Here is a 21,769-nt window from a genome sequence, read left to right on the forward strand (position 1 = left end):
CATTGGGCGGATGATATTTAAGGTTTCGATGGCAGCTTGTAGGCTTCTCGAATGAGCGAGAAATACGGATCAGCCAGCACCTGCTTATACTCTGGGCCGAGGGAATCGGAAATGGCCACCACATCTGTAGGGGTCATATTCCAAGCAAGCAGTCCCAAGGAGACGAACATCGGCGAATTGCCGTCCCATTTTGCTTTGGCATCCGCCAGAATCTTTTGAGCATCCTTCGCGCTGCCGACACCCTGAATGGTCGATACCGGCAGATTTCCTTTCACGATTTCAACGCCGGAATGATCCTCCCAGCTCAAGAACAATCCATCCGAATGGAGATGTTCCTTATAAGCTTTTGCGACTGCATCGCTAAGGGGAACATTCTGGTTTGCAACCCGGTTAAGCACGTAGGGTACCATCATTCCACTCTTCTTCATATACGAATAAGATTGCTTCAAAAAGGCCGGCAGCGTCTTTTCAGGCCAAGCATTCGGATAAAAATAACCCGCTCCCGACGGACCCGCGATCAACTGGTCATTCGGGGTTGCCGTGCTCTGGTAATAATTTAGCATGGTCGGAGCCGCGTCATAGAGGATCGGGCTGGACGTCCAGTTGATTGGCACCTTTCCCCGGTTGGGATCATCCCAAAGATTACGCATGCGGTGCTGGTTATATTGCAAATTGTCCCCTTCACTGAAGGTATAGGTGACATAGATTTTATTTTCCAACTTTGGTGCTCGGGGCTTTTGTGCCGCAGGAGTAACTTTTGCATTCGTACCGGAAAATACAGTTAAATTGCTGAACCAGTCTGCGGCAAGGACGTATACGCTATGGTTCGAAGTGATTTCGACCCCGCTGAATTCGCCGTCAGTGTCGTTGCTGAACCATCCCAGGTAAGGCGTCCCGGGCTTCACGCCGGACAGGATTTTCTCGAACAGCGCCTTTTGCTCCGGTACATTGGAATCCAGCCAGAAAACCATCGCCTTGTTCGCTACCGCGTAGTCGCGAAGATAACCATAGGGCTCCTTCTGTTCCGAGGAAGGCGGTTCTTCATTCCCTGCATACACTTTGAACTCGTTCCACATATCGACGGATGCCGTTACATTCCGGGCCCCTTGCGGCACCTTGAATTTGTACACGAAATATCGTCCGTTATCCGCAAATCGGTGCCCTCCGCTACCGCCGGACAGCTGCGAATCTTGTGCATCGTATAAAAACGGCTTTTCGTCCTCCGTCCCGGGAATGAAGTGCGCGATCACCTGATCGTCCGCCTTCACGGTAACTTCGTGTACCGCCGCCCCCCATCCATCCTGCTGGAACGCATCTTCGAAACGGAGATACACCGCTTCCTGGCCCAAAAACGAGGATAAGTCCAAATCATAAGTTTTCCGGTTTTTCGCGTCGCGCTCCTCCGTCGTTTCTTCCGCGACCACCTTGAAGGATGCCGGAAGACCCGGAGGCAGCTTAACCGATGTATCCGGGCTGAGCCCGATCAGCATCCGGTGCGTCGTCTGCTTCCAGAGGTTATCGTACTGCCAATTGTAAGCATCCATCCGATTCTTGAATTTCCCTCGGAGATCGTCAAGGACTTTAAAATGATACGGGGAAGCCGTCAATTGGGAGCTTAGCTCAGGACTGGCAACAACGGCGTTTTTTAACCCGGCGAGTGTTGTGGCGACATTAATGCTGTCCGGCACTTTAGGGTCATAAATAATGATGCCCTTCACCTCATGTTTGAATTTGTCCATGATCTCCCAGGAATCGTCATGCAACGTATAAGGGACTTTCAAATCATTCAGCCATGTCTTCTTCCCTTCCTCTTGATTCTCCAAGAGGTAGATCCGCGGCTCCTTGCGGTTCACAATTCCCTGCAGTGTGGCCATGAGTATTTTGATGTCTCCGGGTTCGTCGTAAACATCTGCGACTTCCAGTTTCTTGGCTTTTTCGAAGGATGGGAGCGCTTGCGATTCTGGCCAGTGAATATCGCCGGATGAAGAAGGCGAACCGGCCGCCTGCTCAGCGGATGCTCCCACAGACATGGACAATAGACAGATCAGAGTAAGACAAACCGTAGCGAATTTCCGAAACATGCACAACACACCTCAACTTTTTTTCGAATGGGTACGTGCCTCATACAAATATGGCTTTGCTTAAAGTAGAAATCACCCCCATTAATACCATGTAATATATATTTAATATATCTAATATGATATTTAAAGTCCTTCGACAAAATCTGTTGGAAAAATAGTGCTCGGGAGGCATGCAGGTGGTCCAAAGGTGGCACAAGAGTTCGGATATTCGATTTCGTCATGAAACGGCTGCCTGCTTTTGCAGATTTTGTGGCTTATAAAATAAAAAAGCTGGAATCGGTTTGCATACCGACGCCAGCTTATGGTTGATCCGTTCATTTGTTTTAGGGGACGAAAATTACCCCTCGTTGCTTATTGCTTCAAGCTTTTGCTTATTACGCCCTGTGATTCTCTTTCCCCATGAAAGGGACAGAACCAGGCTCAGTACCAGAACGATGGCTCCAAAGGAATAAGGCAGGTTCACGTGCACATCGAATAAAATCCCGGCAAGCGCCGGGCCGAAAATATTGCCCAGGCTCATATAGGCATTGTTCATCCCCATTACGAAGCCCTGCTCCTCGCTTCCAGCCATTTTGGAAAGAACCGTATTGATCGCCGGTCTCATAATGGATGTGAATGTGAAGAATATCAGGATCAGGACCATGTTATACCAGAAGTTCCCAGATAACAACATCAGCACCATCATGATCGCAGAAATCAGGAAAGACACGTTGATGAGCTTATTTTCGCCAAACCGATGCAGCAGCTTGTTGATCAGCGCACCTTGGACCACAACGCCCACGAGCGCACCGACGGTGATCATGACCGAAATCTCTTTGGTCGTGTAGCCGTATTTGTTATCCACGAACAAGCTGAATACCGCTTCAAAATTGACGAGGCCGAACGTTAACGTAAACACCAGGATCAAATAGATGAAGTACGGTGCTTTCACCGAAGTGATCAGCTGTTTCACAATACTTTCTCGTTTTTGCTGTGATTGTCTTGCCGCCTGCAGACGCTCTTCGGACAAGGTTTCTTTCAGCATAAAAAAGGACAGGACCGTTGCAATCGCCGCCACCAGCGCCGAAATGTAAAAAGGAGCACGAAGACCCAAATCCGCAAGAAATCCGCCGATGCCCGGTCCGATAACAAATCCAAGAGACATTGCGGCCCCCAGCATGCCGAGACCTTTTCCCCGCGTATCCTCTGTCGTGCTGTCGGCCACATAGGCCATCATGGCCGGAACCATCATGGCCGCGCCAATGCCGCCAAGGAAGCGGGAGACATAGAGCAGCCACATGACACCCGCGATCGCAAATAAAAATTGGGAGAGCGTGAACAGCACGAGTCCCAGCACAATCATCCGTTTCCGTCCGTATTTATCGGACCATTCACCCGCTAGCGGCGAAAACAAAAATTGCGTCAATCCGGAGGCGGCAATCAGATAACCCGCGGCCGTTCCTCCGGCATTAAAATCCTCTAACAGCTTGGGCAGGATCGGAATGACGAGGCCGATGCCCAACATGGCAATAAACATATTGATCATCAATACAATGAGAGACTTGTTGGTTTTGGTGCCGGATGACATGAGTGTTAGTTCTCCTTTTCGCATCTTAAGGATTTTCTGTCGATTATCCTTAATTTAAATAACTTTTGATTTGCGGCATCGACGCCAGTCGGCCTGCCAGTCCGGCCAATTCTTCAATCTGCTGCAGATTGAGCAGCATCCCCTGCACGATGAATCTGCGCGGCGTCGGGCTTTTCAGCTCCTGGTCAAGCAAAAGGATCGAATCGCGCACGTCCTGCTCTTCTTTTCCGGATTTCGAAAGCGAATCCGCTCTGCGGTACATCCGGCAGATGAGGCCTTCCACGCTATCCGTCTCCGGCTCCGTGATGTCGCATCTCAAATATTCGGGGTAGTTATGCTCGCCGAGAATCGGCTTCAGGCCCTCTTCCTTCATGAGCCCTTCCGCCATATAATCCAGCATCTTCAAAATATAATAGGATAGCTCTTTCATGCTAATGGCCGCATTTTCCAAAATGACCAGGCCGCTGTATTGCTCGAGAAGCGCCAGCAGCGAGTACACCAAATCTACGGCATACGGCTCGATCCGGGGGCCATAGACGGTGTGGAACATCTTTTCGTAATGCCGGATCATCCTCCCGCGCATGGCCCCCGATGCTTTCAAGACCTCCTCGTTGTACGAGTTGGGATTTTCCGTAATGAGCATCCGGATCAAATCGCGATGCGCGAGTGAATCCTGAAGCTGCAGCTCGATCTGATCTCTCAGGCTGTCGGCCGACGTCGTATGTACCTGGTTCATGCTGGCCTGCAGTTTGACATATAACCGGTCGTTTATCATATGAAAAATGGACAGAAGAAGCTGGTCCTTGGATTTGTAGTGCTGATACAGCGTTGCTTTGGACATGCCGCAACCCTCGGCAATATCCTGCATGGTTGAACCGTTAAAGCCCTTGCGGGAGAAAATATGAATGGCAGCATCCATGATTTCCTGTTTACGGTCGCTCGTCATGGCTTTTTCACTTCCTCATTGAATTTCACTACCCAAAAAAACTACACGGTTTTGCAACTAAACGATGCAGTTTTATCGAATTATAACTTGCTGTGCCCATCCCGTCAAGACATAGAATGAACCTTCGACAAACCCGCAGGACAACCCGTTATTTGCCGAAATATTACAGAAAATAAAGTGATAGCGCACTCATATTATGACAAACGTTTTGATAGACAAGTGATATATTGAAGTTGCACTTATGAATAAGTGTATAAAATGGAGGGATTAAACATGGAAAATTTCGAAAACGAATTGCTGCTTTCCGACGAAGAGGCACAAGAATCTCAAATCGAGGACATTGAAGAAAGCGAAGACGAGGAAGAAGAAGACGAAGAAGCTGAATTTGAATCCGAAGAAGAAGATTCCGAGGAAGACGAAAATTCCGAGCAATAATGGTATCAAATCCCTTCTCCCAGAACTGCATACTATTTATAAACCCAACCTGTTCAGACATGAACAGGTTTTTCATTGTTGCGGCTGCTTGATGTTATCGCATAACAAACAGGCGTTAGACCCGTTAACGGGGTCCAACGCCTTTATTTTGAAAAAGGAAGCAGCTTTATTTACTCAATGTTTCCGTCAGAACAGGAACGATTTGCGATTTGCGGGATACAACGCCTTTAAGTACAGCCGTATTATTCTCGAGCTTCACGTTATACGCGGTTTCAACGGCCGGAGCGTTCTTGCCCAGTGCCAGGGCTACGGAATCATTGTTCAGGATATCGGTAACCACGAATACGAACAGATCCAGGCCTTTTTGGTTGATAATGTTGTTCAGGGCGTCTTCAAGCTCTGTTTGGCGGTTCAGAACGTCGTTCGTATCTACGACATTGACTTGAGCGATCTCCACTTTGTGACTGCCCATTTGGAATTCCTTCGCGTCCAGGGAAATGAGCTCAGCAATCGTTTTGCTGCTCATGTCGGCTCCGGCTTTCAGCATTTCCAGGCCATACTCTTCCAGGTTCACGCCGGCGATGTCAGCCAATTCGCGAACGGCTGCCACGTCTTCATCGGTGCAGGTAGGGGATTTAAGCAGCAGCGTATCCGAAACAATCGCCGATACCATAAGACCGGCCATTTCCTTGGTTACGGCCACATTTTTTTCTTTGAAAATCTTGTTCAGGATCGTAGCGGTGCAGCCTACGGGCTCAGCACGGTAATACAGCGGATGGCTTGTCTCGAAATTCGCGATGCGGTGGTGGTCGATAACCTCCGTCACGCGCACTTGATCGATATCGTCAGCGCTTTGCTGGCGTTCATTGTGGTCGACGAGAATAACTTCGGACACTTCCCCAGCCACTTTTTCCACGAGGCGCGGAGCCGCTACCTTGAAAGTATCCAGCGCATACTGCGTTTCACCGTTGACATTGCCCAGACGTACGGCTTCGGTATCGAAACCGAGCTGGTTCTTCAAATAGGAATAAACAATAGCTGATGTGATCGTGTCCGTATCCGGATTTTTATGTCCGAAAATCAATGTTTTAGCCATGAGTTTTCATATCTCCTTATCATGTATAAAGTACAGACATTCCAGAAATGTCTTGGTCTACATTCGATTATAGCGGTAATCTGGTAATATTCCAATTCCTTTACAGAGATTTATTTACAGATGCAAAGGATCAGGCTTCTTGAACCGTTTTTCTCGGAATCTCGTTCAAGGGCAGTCCTTCTTTATAGTAAAGCGATGGCTGCAGCAGAACATAAAAAATATGAGTGCGCGTGAAGCCTTGATTTTGTAAATGTCCGTCTATCATCTTCGCAATGGCGTCATGCTTCTCCTGCTCCCTTGGAAACATGAAGATCTCAACCGACTGCGGGCTGTTTGTGATTTTTTCCACATGCAAAAGCTCAATTTTTACGATTTCCTGCGGAATGTTGGCGATGGCTGCCAACTCTTCGATAATAGCGGGTGCGACAGTTTCTACCACTGTTTTCTCAAATCCCGTAAATCTGACAAAAGGCAAAGCTGTTCCCTTCTTTCTTGAGGTTGGTGTATCAAGTGTACTGGTATAATATACCCTACCACAAAAACACCGGAGGAGTCACCTCGCGAAAGGGACTCCTCCATGAACTTACAGCTACTCCATGATTTTCGACGGGTTGGCCACCACATCGATCTTCTCCTGCACCCGCTCTTCATCGCCGAGAAAATGGCGGTTAAGCGGCCTCAGGTTATCATCCAGCTCATACAGAATTGGCACGGCGGTTGGAATATTCAAATCCACGATATCCTCATCGCTGATTTCTTCCAGGACTTTCATTAGCGCCCGGAGACTGTTGCCATGCGCCACGACCAGCACCTTTTTGCCGGCCTTGATCTGGGGTACGATTTCCGCTTCCCAATAAGGAACCACCCTTGCAATGGTATCCTTCAAGCTTTCGCCCAGCGGAATCTCCTGCTCGGTCAAGCGACCGTAGCGCTTATCCTTTTGCGGATACCGGTCATCCTCGGCAGTAATCTGAAGCGGCGGCACGTCGAAACTTCTTCGCCACAATTGCACCTGTTCGGCCCCATACTTCTCCGCCGTCTCTTGCTTGTTCAATCCTTGAAGCGCGCCATAATGACGCTCGTTCAGCTTCCAGCTTTTGTGGATCGGAATCCAGAGAAGATCATTAGCGTCAAGTATGTAGTTCAGCGTCTTGATCGCCCTTTTCAGGACAGAGGTAAACGCGATATCGATCTCGTAGGGTACCTTTTTGAGCAATTCTCCGGCTTTGATCGCTTCACGGACGCCTTTTTCCGTCAGATCAACATCCGTCCAGCCAGTAAAACGGTTCTCCTGATTCCATATGCTTTCGCCGTGTCTTACCAGAACGACTTTGAACATGGCTATCTATACCTCCCTCACTGATTCGGCTGCGCGGATTGCACAGTCTATTGTTTGCCTATCCTATTTTTTTAAACCTTATTCCGTTCTTTGATGCATGCGTACCGTATTATTGTTCGATGTGAGACATTTCAGTTTGAAGATGTGGTAGCGATGCATTTGCTCCTTCATCCCCTGTACTGTAAAATTGAATGGAAATTACATATTGTAAGGAGGAACATTTTCACATGAGAGACGGTTATATATTCGGACTCATGCTGCGTACGCGCAGCAACATCATCCAAAAAGTCGAAAAACTTCCTGAGGAAAAACGCAACGTGATTCCCGAAGGATTCAACAACAGCATTCACTGGCAGATCGGGCATCTGCTGACAGTAACGAATTTAATCGCATTCCAGTTCGCGGGGAAAGAATCCGTCATTCCGGAAAGCTATAAAACATTCTTCGGTAATGGCACCAAGCCTTCCGATTGGACGGAAGAGCCACCGGCTTGGGATGCGCTGATCGAAGAGCTGACCCAGCAATGCAAGCTGATTGAGGATACTTTCAGCGGCAAGCTTCAGGAGCCTCTGACGATGAAAGAGAATTTTGCCAAAGCGGAAACCGTCGACGAAGCCCTTTTCGTAAATATCAACCACGAAAACTCGCATTTGGGCATGATCAGCGCGATGCTGAAGGTGCTAGGCTAAAACAAAGATACCCTGGCTTGAAAAGAAGTCAGGGTATTTCTTATATCCATATTATTACATATGATGTTAGATCGGTAAATAACTTTTCTATATTTTGGATTTTTTATATTTGACCATAGATACAGCGCCAGCAAAAAAGACAGCCATGCAGAGAATGCTAATTGCAAGAGCTCCCGCCTTGCCCGTATCCCCGCCTTCCCGCTGAAGGAACGTGATGGCTAACTGAGGAAGCGCCCCGGGACTCCAAGCCAAATATTCAGGAATCATGCCGTACATTAGGGATAGCAGCAGGGCTGCGCCCAAGCTGACAAAAGCAATTCCCGCCGCAGGATTCAGAAGAGAACTGACCAGCAGCGTGAGCGACCCCGCGAACCACATCCACAGCAGATAAAACAGTCCTGCTTTGACTGCTGCAGCCGCGTCAACCGGACCGATCATTTGCGCGGTATAATACCAGGCACCCGCGTAGCCGAGCACGAAGGAAACGGTAATCAGCGACAGCATGCTCATCCATTTGGCTGCCGTATAAGACACAAACGACACAGGCTTGGAGAAAATCATCTGGGAAACGCCGCTCTGGCGCTCTCCCGAAATCATCGTCATCAATGATAGCACCAAGATGAGCAGTCCGACGGAATTGTATTGGCTAAGCGTCTGCGCCATCACCTCCGCTCCCGAAGGCGGCTCCATCGTAATCGTCATGCCTTTGGGCATGTTTCCCGCCGATTTCAGGATTTCCGGCATGAAACGGGTCACGATCGGCTGCATCACCCCCAGCATTAAAAAGACCAGCGGCACCCATAACCATTTATAGCTCCGTCCCATCTCCAGCATTTCTTTGCGAAAAAACAATCTGAACTGCCTCATGCCTGCACCACCTTCATGAATAAATCCTCCAGCGTGCTTTGCCCCGATTCGAATTTGCGGAAAATGACGTGATGAGCTACCGCGTCCTCCATCAACTCATGCGACGCTTGCTCCACGTCCGCAACCGTCAGTTCCGCCCGTGTTCCGGCAATCTCTGCTTGAAGAACAAAGGCTTTATTGCCGACCGAAGCCAGCCAATCTTGGGATGCCTTCTCACCGCCGACTTCCATCCGGATCACAGGCTCGCTGTACTCTCTGCGGATATGCTCCAGGTTGCCCTGCAGTGCGATTTCTCCGGCTTTAATCATGAGAATTTCATCACAAATCTCTTCGGCATCATGCAGGACATGCGTCGAGAACAGGACTGTCGTTTCGCGGCGGATGCGCTGAAGCAGGCTGAGTACATCCTTCCGTCCTGCGGGGTCCAGCGCGGAGACCGGCTCGTCCAGAATGAGCAATTTGGGGCGATGGATCAAGGCCTGCGCCAAACCCAACCTCTGCTTCATCCCGCCGGAGTAACCTCCTATTTTTCGTTGTCCATCTGCGCCAAGGCCTACGGCCTCCAGCCACTCTCCGGTCTTCAGCGCCGCCTCTCGGGTTGTAAGCCCGGCAAGTTCTCCGGCATAGTTCAAAAATTCTTTGCCACTCATCCATGGATAGAATACCGGCATTTGCGGCAAATATCCGATATAGGGCCTGCGATCAAGCACGGGTTTTCCGCCAACCCGCAATTGAATAGATCCTTCCGTCGGCTGAAGCAGACCCGCAAGCATGCTGATCGTTGTCGTTTTCCCTGCTCCGTTTGGTCCGAGGAGGGCTGCGCAGCTGCCTTCGGCCACCGAAAACGAAATCCCCTTTACTACCGTACGCTCCTTGAAACGCTTGGTTAATCCGTCAACCTGAAGCAGCGGCGTCATGAAGCATCCTTCCTTCCGATGACAAAGTAGGCTACGGAGCCCAGCAGGTTGCCGCACAATATAATGATCACCCATAACCACTTGGGTCCCCGTGTTGATGCCGCTTTATATAGAGATATGAGACCCACTACAGCCAGGATCAGCTGGATGACAATCAGCGGTGCAATTAAATTCCATGGAATGTCCGTACTCATGTGTTTTCCCCCTTGTATTTTTTCTATTTGTTTTGATTTTTTTGCCGCTCTTTTCTCCGCGGCCAGTAAATATAGATGAACCAATAAGCGATAAGCGGACTCGGGCACTGAATCAATCCGACAATGCCCCAGATCCAGTAATACTTCGTATGCCGGCGTGCATTCATGAACAGCCAGGAACTTTGGGCAAGCAGGATACATATAACCAAAACAATTCCCCAGACGGGTATTGAATCCGAATGTGTGCTATGCATGACCTGACTTCACCTTCTTCCTGGATTTGCGAATGAACCGCAAGGCATAGGCGATGACGCCAACCATGACAACGCCTTGAATAACAACAAAAATGGCAAAGCTGCTTGCCGCCAAAAACATATTTCCACCGATAATGAAAAGCGCAACGATTAGAAACATCGCCCATTCCAGGGCGGCGCGTTTATGCAGCTTTTGCCTGTGCTCCGCTACGAGCTGCTCCAAGTCGTGGAGCGCAGGAGGCTCCGGATGCCGAATGGTCGCATCCATCCGGTCGAATCCATGCAGCAGCTGCGCGATCAGATCCTGATCCTCCGCGGAACTTTCTTCGTCCAGCTTCATCCCCTGCGGCGGCAAGTCGGGTGTCCTCGGCCCCATGCTCCCATGTTTCCGTTTATTCCATTTCATCTGTCGTCAGCTCCTTTCTTAACTGCTGCAATCCGTGATATATTCTGGATTTCACCGTTCCCGGCGGGATGTCCATGATTTCGGCAATTTCATCATAGGTGTAGCCGTAATAATGCTTGAGCAATATCGGAAGCCGCCACTCATAAGTTAGTAAAGACAGCGCTTGTACCGCATCGGTCCATGCTTCCTGGTGATGCTTCAGCTGCCATTCGGTCTGCCGGAGTACCTGCTCCTGGTCCTTCCAACGCTTCTCCACCTGGCTGCGGCGCATCTGATCGATATAAATCCGCGTTGCCAGCGTGATGAGCCAGGAAGAGAATTTGGATTTTCCGTTATATAGATGAATCTTCTCGATGCATCTCAACATGGTCTCCTGCGCCAAGTCCTCCGCTATTACCGGGTTCATCGTCATTTTGATGAGATATTTCATTAAAAAGGAGTAGTGGGCCTGCAGCAGCTGCGCCATTGCCTGCTCATCCCCGCGCTGGGCGCGTTTGATTTGCTTATGTTCGTCCACCTGCCGCCACCCGCTCCTTTCATCGATTCTTGATCCATTATGACCGCAAAGTCCGTACGCGACTCATGCAATCACCCATAATACGTTTAGGTTCCATGGATCGTTCACCGGATATTAAAAAAAGTTCAGGGAATTCATTCCATGAAGCACATCATTCATGAATACATATGAAATAAAACGAACGAAATATAGCAGAATCGTTTGAGTACCTCCAGTCGGTACCTTTTTCATATTAATTCGGTAACTATTTTATGAGAATCACGTTCTTAACTAAGAAGGAGATGATGAGATGGTTGTTATTATTTTCCTCGGTGTTGTTGCACTTGCGTTTGGTCTAATGCGAATCTATAAGCCATCGTTCGGATGGAGACATCATGATAGCTGGAAGGTCGGAAGCGAATCCGAGCCCAGCGAGTCCTATGTGGTATGGGCTCAAATCGGCGGGATTTTCACTACGGTTCTCGGCGTTTTTTTAATATTGGTTGGAATGCTCCGAACATTTTTTTAATGCCCCGGCGGTAAAGCTGGTTCTCGCATACTTATACAAAAACAAGCGGCTGCCTGCATCGTCCGGCAACCGCTTTTACTACGTTTCTCGCTATGTTGATTATGACATTCCCTACTTCTTTTCTGCTGAGATCATCAAAAACATGGGTCTGCGCGTTTCGTCCTGCATCTCGGGTATATTCTTCAACATTTCATCCGAAGGCGTGGATTCCTTGACTGCATTGATGCTAAAACCAGCTTCTATTAAGTCATTCATATACGTTGAAAGGGTTCGGTGGTATTTAATGACGTTTTCGGTCAAAAAGGTCGTTTCACGCATGCCTTCGGATTGATAGTTGTCCACCGGCCAATGCAGCCGCTCCCCTTGATCATCATAATGCCAATCTTGTTCGTTGCGGGAAGTAAAGATAGGATGCTCGACGGAGAAAACAAACGTACCGCCTGCCGTCAGACAATCATGGACTTTTTTGCATATCGAATCGAACGACTCAATATAGTGAATAGCCAATGAACTGATGACCACATCAAATGAATTGTCAGCAAAAAGGATGTCTTCGATTGGCATCTGCACATACGAAATCAACGGATCGTCCGTCATTTCCCGAGCCTTTTGAAGCATTTTGTCCGAAATATCAACGCCAATCACGGAACTCGCTTGCTGCTCGCGGGCATAACGGCAGTGCCAACCGAAGCCGCAGCCCAAATCCAGCACATTTTTATTACGCAGACGGGGGATTAACGTTTTCAAAACGTACCATTCCCCTGCAGCCTCAAGTCCATCGACCGACCTTGGCATTTTTTCATAAGCAGAAAAGAAATTCGCATCATCGTATTTATTTTGCTTCATCGATTAATTCATCTCCTGGTTCCGCTTTCGCTCGTACTCTTACCATGAATATTAGCACAATTCCCCCCTCTTCTGTGCCATCTTGAGCAACTCTCCTATCCATGAATGAGACCGCGATCCTTCCTCAATTAACATTTCCATCGAACTCTCTTAACATTCCGAAGAGATTGATATGGGAATATGAAGAAGGATAGGTTCGTTTAACACAACCAAAAGGAGAGAACACCAATGCATACCAAGAGATCATGGGCTTACAGTACGTTCGCAGCAGCTATACTTACGGGAAGCTTGATGGGAAGTACTGTATCCCATGCAGAATCGGGCACGGAAGATCAGAAGGTCAAAAATGTTATCATGGTCATCCCGGATGGAATGGGCAACAGCATCACCGGTCTGACGCGCTGGTACCAGAATGGAAAACCGCTTGAAGTGGATTCCTATGTGAACGGACTCGTTAGAACCTACGCTTCCAACTCGATCACGACCGATTCAGGTGCTGCAGCTACGGCTTATGCCACCGGCCACAAAGCAGTGACCGAGTCTTTGAGCATTCTCCCGCGCGAAGTAACCATGCCGGGTGTCGCAGCAACGAAGGAAAGCGAGATGGACAAACCTGTTTCCACTATTTTGGAGGCAGCCAGACTGGCGGGCAAGTCTACAGGACTTGTCTTCACTTGCACGCTGGATGATGCGACACCGGATGCCTTTGTAAGCCATGCGATCAGCCGCAATGAATCGGAGAACATTACTAAACAAATGGCATACAGCGGAGTCGACGTATTATTTGGCGGAGGATCTGCCCTCATGAAGCCTGAAGGGAAAGACGGCGGGGCACGCACAGACGGGGTTGATCTGACGAAGGCGCTTCAAGCCCAAGGCTATGAGTACGTGACGAACAAGGCCGGAATGGATCAGTCCAAAGCCAAGAAAATCTGGGGCTTGTTCCAGCCTTGGAATCTGGATGCCGATTTCGACCGCAACCCGAAGGAACAACCGAGCTTGGCGGAAATGACCACCAAATCATTGTCGATCCTCTCTTCCAATCCCAATGGGTTTTTCCTGATGGTAGAGGCAAGCGATATTGATACCTTCGGTCATGAGAACGATCCAGCCGGCATGATTAGCGAGACCCTCGCTTATGATAAAGCAATGAAAGTGGCGATAGACTTTGCCAAAAAGGACGGCCACACTGCCGTTATTTCGATGGCGGATCACAATACCGGCGGCCTGTATCTTACCAATTATGATTCAGCCCAGCAGTTTAATGCCGTCATGCAAAAAGCAAAACTCACGAATCATGCGATTCAAGACAAGATTAATAAAAATGGATCCAATATTAAACAAGTGCTCGAGCAATATTATGGTCTGACCGGCTTGACAACCCAGGAGATCGCCGAAATTAAACGCGCTTGGAAACAGGAGGATGGTGACTTCTCAGGCGTAATCGGCCGCAAGCTCGGAGAAAGAGCCGGCATCTCTTTTGCCAATGAAGATCATACATCGGAAGACGTGGTCCTGTACGCTTATCATCCTCATAACTTCAGACCGACGGATTATGCAAAAAGCGGCGTTCTTCAAAATACGGATATCAATCATTACGTTCAATACATCATGGAATTTAATCTGGAAGATCTGAACAAGAATATGTATGCTTCCGGTCATGATATTCGGGCTCTTGGAGCAACCGTGAAATTCGATAACTCCAATCAAGCATTCCCCGTTGCAGTCGTCGAAAAGGGCGGGAAACAGATTCGTCTTGCAGTGGACAAAAACTTTGCTGTGGTGAACGGACAGAAAAAAATGCTGAAGGTTACGACACTGCTCATCGGAGATCGATTGTGGACGGATCGCAGTGTGCTGGAACTATTGAAATAATCTTACCGACACATAGCAAAGAACCTTCTCTCTATGCCCTCCTTAAAAATAAGGAAGACACAGTACAGAAGGCCAAGGGCGCTTGAAGGCATCGATCAGATCTTTAATTCCCCGAGCTTGATCAGCTCGACGACGGCCTGAGAACGGCCTTTGACATTGAGTTTCTGCATGACGTTGGAGATGTGGTTCCGCACCGTCTTTTCACTGATAAATAACTGTCCGGCGATATCCCGGGTCGTTTTATCCTGAACAAGCAGCTCGAACACTTCACGTTCGCGGTGAGTCAATAAAAATTTGCTTTTATGATCGTTTCCCTTCAATGGTGTCACCCCTCCTTGCTTGGGTTTGTATGGTATAACAAGGTAAAGGGATACAGTCAACTCATATTATGTAAGGTACCGGGCAATGGTGTCGTTACGGGTAAAAAATAGGCTGGCGCCTTGATGGGCGCGTTGCAGCGCATCCGCTGAATCGTTACAAGTTTAATTTCGCTAGCTGGCGCCGACAATAGATCGGAGGAGGTGCTGGCTTTGCTTTTTTGGCTTATCGCCGGGTTTATCGTTGTTCCGTTGATCATGACCGCCTTAGCTGTGCGTAGCAGAACCGTCAGGTATATATGGCATTTGCTTGCGCTGGTTTCTTTTTACACGGCAGGCTCCATCATCGCGGCAGCCGTGTACTTGAACAGGACGAACGAGACGGTGTTTACGACAAATGTTCATGACGTGCTGTTGAATCCTTGGTTTCTGATGACGGGTGCCTATCTCGGATTGTATATCCCTTACCGGCTCGCGGCCGGATTTTGGATTCACCGGCGCTCATGATTTTTAATGGATAGTAGTCTTTCTGTCTTGCGGGATAACGTTCTTATCTCATAAAAAATGCACCCCTGCACCCGCTTCGGATTCCCGTAAAGGACCCGATGCAGGTAAAGGGGTGCATTTGCATTTCATTGGGAGCTTAGCCTGTCATGTATTTATTCGTATGCTCCCATGTTCACGCCTGCTCCTTGAACCCGTGCTCCCCCATCAATATCCAGGGAACCAATGATGCTTGCATCTGTCAATCCGGCATCCACGGCCGGCGATGTAGGCTGAAGGTGATAATTATTCAAAGAAGCATTCACGAATAGCGGGTTGGCAAAAAGAGAATGAGCGTCATTGCCTGTTCCATTTTTGTATGCGGCAAAGCCGGTATACTCTTTATTTTTCCATGTCCAAGTGGCATTCGAGCTTCCGCCAGGTGCAAAATACAAATTATAGTCGACCACGTTGCCCGAGTTTTTCGTATATTCGTTATAAATGAGTACATCTGAGGAACTGGCGACCATGATGTTATTTTTAATCACATTGTTCTGGGTATCGTATTGAACGTACAGCTGGCCGCTGCCGTCGCCCAGGGTGTCGTTTTTATATAACGTGTTATTGACGATCAGGCAGTTCACTGTGGAGCCGCGCTTCGTGTCATAACCGCCCATGGCGATCCCCGTCAAGCGGTTATTATAGATCATGTTGCTTCGGACCGTAATATTGCTGGTAGATTTACCGGCGTGTTCGGAGGCGATTTCGACCCCGATGTCGTTGTTATAGCTGTAATTCCGTTCGATTATGCTGTCCTTGCCCCCATCGACATAAATACCGTCCGCCGCATTGCTGTTGTTCGGAAGCTTCTTCCCGTAGGATGGATTGTTGTTGGAAGTAATATTGTAGACTTCGTTGCCGCTCACGATTCCGTTTCGCGCCTGATCATAGGACGCGTTCGGAGATTTGCCCTCATATCCGATAATATCGATCCCAATATTGTCATTATCATGGATCTTATTGTTCGTTACCGCGAATGTATCAACGTTGCCATTTAATACGAGGGATTCGCTGGAACCCAGCACCAGGTTGTAGAGTTCATTGCCGTCAATCGTGACGTCATGAATGGAATCGGGTGCCTTGGTTCCATACACGGCAATGCCATGTGCGTCCCGTCCGAGAAGATCGCTGCCTGTGGGCGTTGCCGTATTTTTAATATCATGGATCTTGTTATTGGACAGCGTAATGAAGCTGCCGGATCCGTGAACATAAACGCCGACGGGCATCACATTGCTTTTGGTCGTGGCGTAATTGCGGATTTCGAACCCCTGAACGGTAATATAGTTGGCGTCGGTAATATCGATAATGCCCTCGGTCCCACTCACGGACAGCCCTGTGCCGTCAATGACGGCCTGCTCCGAGTTATAATTGGTGAATGTGATCGGCCCCTGAGCGGCAGAACCCGATTTGGTAATCTTGAGCTTCTCATTATACACGCCGCCGCGAACATAAACCGTGCTTCCCGGTCCCGCGGCATCCGCTGCGTGCTGCAAGGTTTTCCATGGAGCGCTGCTCGTTCCCGCATTCGAATCGCTTCCGTTTGCCGCCACGTAATACTCGGTCCCGGCAGCCGCAGCCGAAGGCGCGTTGACACTTCCAATTCCCATTCCGAGCAAGGCAACGCTTGCTCCAACCATCAGTGTTTTACCGAATTTCATGAATAATCAGCTCCCCAGAATATAATGGACATAACAGATGTATGAACGGTTTCCAGTCAAAACACAACCTGCTCATCGTTCCAAATGCGGTCTCCCCTGTGCCTATTTCAATGCAGGGATAAAATCGCGCTCCGCCTCGAACAGTTCTTCAAACATATCGCTGATCTCAGATAACGAGCATACGGCTGCAGATAACGGATCGACCATCAACGCATGCCGGGCCATTTCCTTGTCGCCTGCGAGCACCGCCCCCACAGCCAGATCGAAAAAGGCCATGTTGGAACGGCATAGAGCCGCCAGGTGTTCAGGCAGACTGCCGAACTGGCAAGGATTGATCCCATTGCGATCGACCATGCAGGCAACTTCGACAACGCCGTTGGACGGCAAATTATGAATCAGCCCTTCGTTAGGCACATTGCCATAAATCACTTTCGGTTCGTTTTTCAGCATCGCTTCAATAATAATGGCTGCATACTCATTGCTTGGCGTCAGCTCTAACGGAAGCGAGCCTTCCAGCTGCTGAATAATTCTCTCGTCATTTTCCTTGCGCCATATCGGCCAATTATCCGCGTAATAGCCTGTTGCGCCGTTATACCCTGCACTGCAATGAAGGTCTATCAGAGATTGGCGTTTGCGGTAGTAGGGAATGTATTCCGAGAAATGGCCGCTGGACTCCGAGACGAAAGCCCCCAGATACTTCATTGCATCCAGCCGAACAGGGTCCTTTTTTAACAGTTCCGGGTCCTTAATTTTCTCAAGCAGCAGAGGATACAAGTCCTGGCCCTGATGGGAAAGCTCTACGAACCAGGACATATGGTTGATCCCGGCGGCCCTCCATTTCATCTCCGCATAAGGGACCCCTGCAAATTTGGCCAGGCGATGGGACGTATTCTGAATCGAATGGCATAACCCGACGACCGGAATCTGCGTAACACGGGAAGTAAGCAGCGTTACCGCAGACATTGGATTCGTGTAATTCAGTATGGTCGTGTCCGGGCAGAGATCCTCGATATCGCGAATGATCTCCATCCAAGAAGGCAGCGTGCGCAGCGTTTTGAAAAGCCCACCGGGTCCAAGCGTGTCGCCTATGCATTGGTTCACGCCATATTTCAGCGGAATTTCATACTCATAACGGACGGTTTGCAGTCCACCCACTTCAATTTGGTTAATGACGAACTGCGATCCCCCGATCACCTCCCTTCGGTCAGTAGAAGCAATGACGTCCCATCTCTTGCCTGAAATTTCTATGATTTGCGCGACCAGTTTGCGGGCGATCTCGAGCCTTTCCGGATCGATGTCCACGAGCGCGATCGTGCCTCCTTCAATTCCTTCTATGAGCATAATGTCCGTGATAATCTCCTGCGTAAATGCGCTGCCTGCGCCGATAATCGATATTTTTGTCATCTGTCTTCTCCCCTTCTGTTTACTTCATGCCCGTCATCGTCAGGCCTTTGATAAATTGTTTTTGGAATATGAGAAATACGGCAATAACCGGAAGCGTAATCAATACGGCCGCCGACATCACGACATTATAGTTGACCATATGCGTCCCGTTAAAATAAACCAAAGCCAATGGAACCGTCATTTTGCTCTCATCGTTCAGAATGATCAGCGGCCATAAATAATTGTTCCAGGAATTCATAAAGGTAAATATGCCGAGGGCGGACAGCATGGGCAAAATGAGCGGCGCAATGATCCGAACCATCAGCCGCAGCTCGCCCGCACCATCCATTCTTGCCGCATCGAGCAGATCCTGCGGAATATCCTCTATGAACTGTTTAGCCAGGAACACGCCGTAGGAGCTCACCAGATTCGGCAAAACAATGGCCATCAGCTGATTAACCAGTCCCAACTTTGCTGTGATTAAATATGTCGGAATCATAATGACCTGAAACGGAATCATCATCGTTGCAAGGATCAGAACGAACAGCAGCTTTTGCCCTTTGAACTCGTGTTTGGCAAAGATATATCCGGCAAGGGCGCTTGTAAAAAGCGTCGCTGCCGTAATCACGATGGAAGTCACCGCGCTGTTCAGGAGCCATCTTCCGAATGGAGCATCCAGCAGTACGGTACGATAACCCTCCAGACTGGCCCTTTGTGGCAGTAAAGAATGCGAACCGGATACGATTTCCATGTTACTTTTTAATGAGGACAAAACCATCCATCCGTAAGGCAGCAGCATGGCACAGGCGGCTACTATCAGCACAAGCATGATCAAACTATCCAACCATTTATTTCTGCGGTGCATTTGCTCCGGACCCCCTTCTTCAATATTCCCACTCCGTACGCCCCCATTTGAGCTGCAGTAAAGTAACCACTAAAATGATCATCAGAAACACCGTAGCCATAGCCGACGCGTACCCCATGTTGGAGTTGGAAAAGGCCTGCTCGTAAATGTGTAAAGCCAGCACCCTTGTTTCATTAAACGGTTCTCCCTTGGTCATGATCTGGAACTGGGCGAAGGCCTGAAAATATGAAACGACCGTGGTCACGGAAATAAACAACATGGATCTGCGGAGCAGCGGAAGCGTAATGCTCTTGAAAATATGCCAGCGGTTTGCCCCGTCCAAAATGGCTGCTTCATAATACATATCCGGAATCGAATCCAGACCGGCGATAAATAGTACGATATTGTACCCGATATCTGCCCATAGCGTCATCATGATGACCGAATACAGCGCATAATGCGGATCGCTCAACCACTGGATAGGAGCCATGTGCAGCTTGGCGAGAAGAATATTGAACAACCCGTGATTGAAATTGAACATCGTGCTCCAGACAATGGCCGTTCCGGCAAGCGGGGCGATCGTCGGGAGAAAAAATACGGTGCGCATCAAGCTTCGCAGCCAGCCAGCTCGGATCCGCTGAATCGCCACGGCGATCATTAGCGTGATAATCATGTTGACGACGACGGCAATAATCACAAATTCAAACGTGACCCAGAGCGACTTGATGAAGACGGAGTCACCCAGCATCCGGATATAGTTGTCGGCTCCGACAAAGAGAGCGCTTGCATTTAGCGGGTTATATTTAAACACCGATAACCCGAGACTCCATCCGATAGGAAGAAAGGCAAATATGCCGAAAAGCAGCAGAATCGGAACCAGCGACAGGTAAACAAATTTCCTTCCGCCTTTACGGCCCACATGTTCGATCTTGGGCTTCATCCCTTTATTTCTGCCTGTTGCAGTGCCAAGATTCATGCTCATTCCACTCCGATCATTTATGTTGATCCTGACTATCGTTTATGGTTTTTTCTATGTTCTGTAGGCCTGTTTCAACCGTTTCCTGCCCCGTGGCCATCAATTGGAAGTGATCGTTGATCGTTTTGAAAAAGAAATCCCGATCAGCAATCGGACCGATCCATTTCCCCAACTGCAAAATATCAAGCGAAGTCTTCATATAAGGGTTGGATTTGAGGAATTCCGGATTTTCCGCTACTGGCTTTTTGGCCGGAACGGTGAACGTTCTTTGGTTCCATGCAAGCAATCTGTCGTTGGAGGAAATGTATGTGATAAAATCGATGGCTGCTTTCTGCTGCTTGCTTTTTTCTGAGGCGACAATACCCCAGCCTGACTCTGCTGCAAAAGAAGGTGGATTCGTTGTAAAAGAAGGCACAGGCACATACTCAAAGTCCTTCACTTTGTATGTATTCAGCCCAGCCGCTACGGTCCATGGACCTCGATAGGTCATTGCCGAGCTGCCTTGAAAGAAATAATCGGAAGTGTCTAGTTCGCCGCCAAACGTCGTGAGGTCTGCCACTTTATCGACGGAGACGAGGGAAGTTAAGGCAGTCATAGCTTTCTGGGCTTCAGGTGTCTGAAAATCAACATGGTCGTTTTCTCCCCAATATTTCCCGTTTTGCTGCAAAATCATAGACAAAAACGTGAACGTAATATTGTCGCCGGAAACAAAGTCAAAACCCTTGACCTTGATTCTGTTGCCGTCACGAACCGTCAATGTCTTCGCGTCGGCCACGAGCTCATCCCATGTAGAAGGAGGATTGGCGATCCCATGCTCCTTCAGCATTTGCGGATGAATCAGCATCCCGCCGTTCTCAATATTAAATTCGAGCGGAAGTCCATACAGCTTGCCATTCAGTGTGTACCCGCCAAGAGGCGCTTCGTAGTATTCCGTTCGCAGCTGTTCACTTCCCGGCATTTCCGCAAGCAGGCCGTTTTTCGAATACTCCGGAACCCAGGTGCCGAACATTTCGGCGATATCAGGCGGATTTTTTGCAGAAAAGGATGCTTTAAGCTTCTGGTTGTACACGTCATAAGGAAAGGTCTGGTAATCAATGCTTACATCCGGGTGAAGCGCCTCATAGTCCGAAATCACTTTTTTATAAGCATTCATGAAGGCGTCTTCCTGATGGCTCCAAAAAACAAGTTTTACTTTTCCTTGAGCGTTTGAGGGTGCAGAAGAATCGGCTTCAGAATCATTCGCGCAACCCGATATTGCAAACATTGCGCAAGTAATTGCAAAAACAATGCAAAAATTAAAGATCCGCATGATAAAAACCCCTTCTTTCTTATTTAGTTGACTTCCCTCGCCTTAATCACATGAAAATAATACCTTTGTTACTAACTACAGTCAATAATTATTTGCAAAATAGTTTGCAAATAATTTGATTATTTGCAGCAATATTTTTCAGAAAAACATTGACCTTCGTCTTCTTTTTACTTACCATAGAGGATGGGAATTTGTATTTTCT

At 48.6% G+C, this 21,769-nt stretch carries 24 protein-coding genes; 5 read left to right on the forward strand and 19 right to left on the reverse strand.

Annotated features, from left to right (window positions below; all coding sequences use genetic code 11):
* Nucleotides 1-17: 17 nt before the first annotated feature.
* From GRF59_RS24705 to GRF59_RS24715, 3 genes are all read right to left on the reverse strand, one after another.
* Nucleotides 18-2,081, reverse strand: coding sequence for a GxGYxYP domain-containing protein (locus GRF59_RS24705; protein WP_160500401.1), 2,064 nt, complete (start codon nt 2,079-2,081; stop codon nt 18-20).
* Between the two features lie 337 nt (nt 2,082-2,418).
* Nucleotides 2,419-3,648, reverse strand: a complete 1,230-nt coding sequence (locus tag GRF59_RS24710) for an MFS transporter (RefSeq protein WP_237392034.1) — start codon at nt 3,646-3,648, stop codon at nt 2,419-2,421.
* Between the two features lie 49 nt (nt 3,649-3,697).
* Nucleotides 3,698-4,594 (reverse strand): TetR/AcrR family transcriptional regulator, encoded by an 897-nt coding sequence (locus GRF59_RS24715; protein ID WP_160500403.1) that lies wholly within the window; start codon nt 4,592-4,594, stop codon nt 3,698-3,700.
* A 273-nt stretch (nt 4,595-4,867) separates the two neighbouring features.
* On the opposite strand from GRF59_RS24715, the gene GRF59_RS29510 reads away from it, so the two are divergent.
* Nucleotides 4,868-5,029, forward strand: coding sequence for a hypothetical protein (locus GRF59_RS29510; RefSeq protein ID WP_202128860.1), 162 nt, complete (start codon nt 4,868-4,870; stop codon nt 5,027-5,029).
* Nucleotides 5,030-5,195: 166 nt separating this feature from the next.
* On the opposite strand, the gene GRF59_RS24720 is transcribed toward GRF59_RS29510, so the two are convergent.
* The 3 genes from GRF59_RS24720 to gpmA all read right to left on the reverse strand — a co-directional run bounded on the left by GRF59_RS24720 (nt 5,196) and on the right by gpmA (nt 7,464).
* The gene (locus tag GRF59_RS24720; protein ID WP_160500404.1) at nt 5,196-6,125 is read right to left on the reverse strand and encodes a manganese-dependent inorganic pyrophosphatase; all 930 of its coding nucleotides are present in this window, start codon (nt 6,123-6,125) and stop codon (nt 5,196-5,198) included.
* Nucleotides 6,126-6,255: 130 nt separating this feature from the next.
* Complete coding sequence (locus GRF59_RS24725) at nt 6,256-6,600, reverse strand: DUF1904 family protein (protein ID WP_160500405.1); 345 nt, start codon at nt 6,598-6,600, stop codon at nt 6,256-6,258.
* A 114-nt stretch (nt 6,601-6,714) separates the two neighbouring features.
* Nucleotides 6,715-7,464 carry a 2,3-diphosphoglycerate-dependent phosphoglycerate mutase gene (gene gpmA / locus GRF59_RS24730; RefSeq protein ID WP_160500406.1) on the reverse strand — a complete coding sequence of 250 codons (750 nt, stop codon included), beginning with the start codon at nt 7,462-7,464 and terminating at the stop codon, nt 6,715-6,717.
* Between the two features lie 227 nt (nt 7,465-7,691).
* Here gpmA and GRF59_RS24735 point away from each other — a divergent pair, with 227 nt between their 5' ends.
* Nucleotides 7,692-8,153: a DinB family protein gene (locus GRF59_RS24735; RefSeq protein WP_160500407.1), complete on the forward strand. Its 462-nt coding sequence runs from the start codon at nt 7,692-7,694 to the stop codon at nt 8,151-8,153.
* An 87-nt stretch (nt 8,154-8,240) separates the two neighbouring features.
* On the opposite strand, the gene GRF59_RS24740 is transcribed toward GRF59_RS24735, so the two are convergent.
* The 6 genes from GRF59_RS24740 to sigY are packed head-to-tail and all read right to left on the reverse strand — an operon-like array spanning nt 8,241 to nt 11,308.
* On the reverse strand, nt 8,241-9,020 hold the full coding sequence (locus GRF59_RS24740; protein ID WP_160500408.1) for an ABC transporter permease subunit: 780 nt from the start codon (nt 9,018-9,020) through the stop codon (nt 8,241-8,243).
* Nucleotides 9,017-9,937, reverse strand: coding sequence for an ABC transporter ATP-binding protein (locus tag GRF59_RS24745; RefSeq protein WP_160500409.1), 921 nt, complete (start codon nt 9,935-9,937; stop codon nt 9,017-9,019). The genes GRF59_RS24740 and GRF59_RS24745 overlap by 4 nt, the downstream gene beginning before the upstream one ends.
* Entirely contained in the window at nt 9,934-10,131 is a 198-nt protein-coding gene (locus GRF59_RS24750; RefSeq protein WP_160500410.1) for a PLD nuclease N-terminal domain-containing protein, read from the reverse strand. The genes GRF59_RS24745 and GRF59_RS24750 overlap by 4 nt, the downstream gene beginning before the upstream one ends.
* Before the next feature lie 23 nt (nt 10,132-10,154).
* Nucleotides 10,155-10,385, reverse strand: a complete 231-nt coding sequence (locus GRF59_RS24755) for a transcriptional regulator (RefSeq protein ID WP_160500411.1) — start codon at nt 10,383-10,385, stop codon at nt 10,155-10,157.
* Nucleotides 10,378-10,791 carry a YxlC family protein gene (locus GRF59_RS24760; RefSeq protein ID WP_160500412.1) on the reverse strand — a complete coding sequence of 138 codons (414 nt, stop codon included), beginning with the start codon at nt 10,789-10,791 and terminating at the stop codon, nt 10,378-10,380. Before GRF59_RS24760 ends, GRF59_RS24755 begins: the two co-directional genes overlap by 8 nt.
* Entirely contained in the window at nt 10,778-11,308 is a 531-nt protein-coding gene (sigY, locus tag GRF59_RS24765) for an RNA polymerase sigma factor SigY (RefSeq protein WP_160500413.1), read from the reverse strand. The genes GRF59_RS24760 and sigY overlap by 14 nt, the downstream gene beginning before the upstream one ends.
* 289 nt (nt 11,309-11,597) lie before the next feature.
* On the opposite strand from sigY, the gene GRF59_RS24770 reads away from it, so the two are divergent.
* Nucleotides 11,598-11,816 carry a DUF6199 family natural product biosynthesis protein gene (locus tag GRF59_RS24770; RefSeq protein ID WP_160500414.1) on the forward strand — a complete coding sequence of 73 codons (219 nt, stop codon included), beginning with the start codon at nt 11,598-11,600 and terminating at the stop codon, nt 11,814-11,816.
* A gap of 111 nt (nt 11,817-11,927) precedes the next feature.
* On the opposite strand, the gene GRF59_RS24775 is transcribed toward GRF59_RS24770, so the two are convergent.
* Nucleotides 11,928-12,662, reverse strand: coding sequence for a class I SAM-dependent methyltransferase (locus tag GRF59_RS24775; protein WP_160500415.1), 735 nt, complete (start codon nt 12,660-12,662; stop codon nt 11,928-11,930).
* Nucleotides 12,663-12,890: 228 nt separating this feature from the next.
* Between GRF59_RS24775 and GRF59_RS24780 the strand changes: the two genes are divergently transcribed.
* On the forward strand, nt 12,891-14,537 hold the full coding sequence (locus GRF59_RS24780) for an alkaline phosphatase (protein ID WP_160500416.1): 1,647 nt from the start codon (nt 12,891-12,893) through the stop codon (nt 14,535-14,537).
* 95 nt (nt 14,538-14,632) lie between these two features.
* On the opposite strand, the gene GRF59_RS24785 is transcribed toward GRF59_RS24780, so the two are convergent.
* Entirely contained in the window at nt 14,633-14,857 is a 225-nt protein-coding gene (locus GRF59_RS24785; RefSeq protein WP_036649309.1) for a helix-turn-helix domain-containing protein, read from the reverse strand.
* A gap of 210 nt (nt 14,858-15,067) precedes the next feature.
* Between GRF59_RS24785 and GRF59_RS24790 the strand changes: the two genes are divergently transcribed.
* Complete coding sequence (locus GRF59_RS24790) at nt 15,068-15,361, forward strand: transposase (RefSeq protein WP_160500417.1); 294 nt, start codon at nt 15,068-15,070, stop codon at nt 15,359-15,361.
* A gap of 152 nt (nt 15,362-15,513) precedes the next feature.
* Here GRF59_RS24790 and GRF59_RS24795 read toward each other — a convergent pair whose 3' ends face one another.
* The 5 genes from GRF59_RS24795 to GRF59_RS24815 all read right to left on the reverse strand — a co-directional run bounded on the left by GRF59_RS24795 (nt 15,514) and on the right by GRF59_RS24815 (nt 21,411).
* Complete coding sequence (locus tag GRF59_RS24795) at nt 15,514-17,055, reverse strand: right-handed parallel beta-helix repeat-containing protein (RefSeq protein WP_160500418.1); 1,542 nt, start codon at nt 17,053-17,055, stop codon at nt 15,514-15,516.
* A 102-nt stretch (nt 17,056-17,157) separates the two neighbouring features.
* Entirely contained in the window at nt 17,158-18,459 is a 1,302-nt protein-coding gene (melA, locus tag GRF59_RS24800; RefSeq protein ID WP_160500419.1) for an alpha-galactosidase, read from the reverse strand.
* 19 nt (nt 18,460-18,478) lie between these two features.
* The gene (locus GRF59_RS24805) at nt 18,479-19,303 is read right to left on the reverse strand and encodes a carbohydrate ABC transporter permease (protein WP_160500420.1); all 825 of its coding nucleotides are present in this window, start codon (nt 19,301-19,303) and stop codon (nt 18,479-18,481) included.
* 19 nt (nt 19,304-19,322) lie between these two features.
* On the reverse strand, nt 19,323-20,258 hold the full coding sequence (locus GRF59_RS24810) for a carbohydrate ABC transporter permease (protein WP_160500421.1): 936 nt from the start codon (nt 20,256-20,258) through the stop codon (nt 19,323-19,325).
* 16 nt (nt 20,259-20,274) lie between these two features.
* Nucleotides 20,275-21,411 (reverse strand): ABC transporter substrate-binding protein, encoded by a 1,137-nt coding sequence (locus GRF59_RS24815; RefSeq protein ID WP_237392035.1) that lies wholly within the window; start codon nt 21,409-21,411, stop codon nt 20,275-20,277.
* Nucleotides 21,412-21,769 lie beyond the last annotated feature (358 nt).

Source organism: Paenibacillus dendrobii (assembly GCF_009807035.1).
Taxonomy (GTDB): Bacteria; Bacillota; Bacilli; order Paenibacillales; family Paenibacillaceae; genus Paenibacillus_AQ; species Paenibacillus_AQ dendrobii.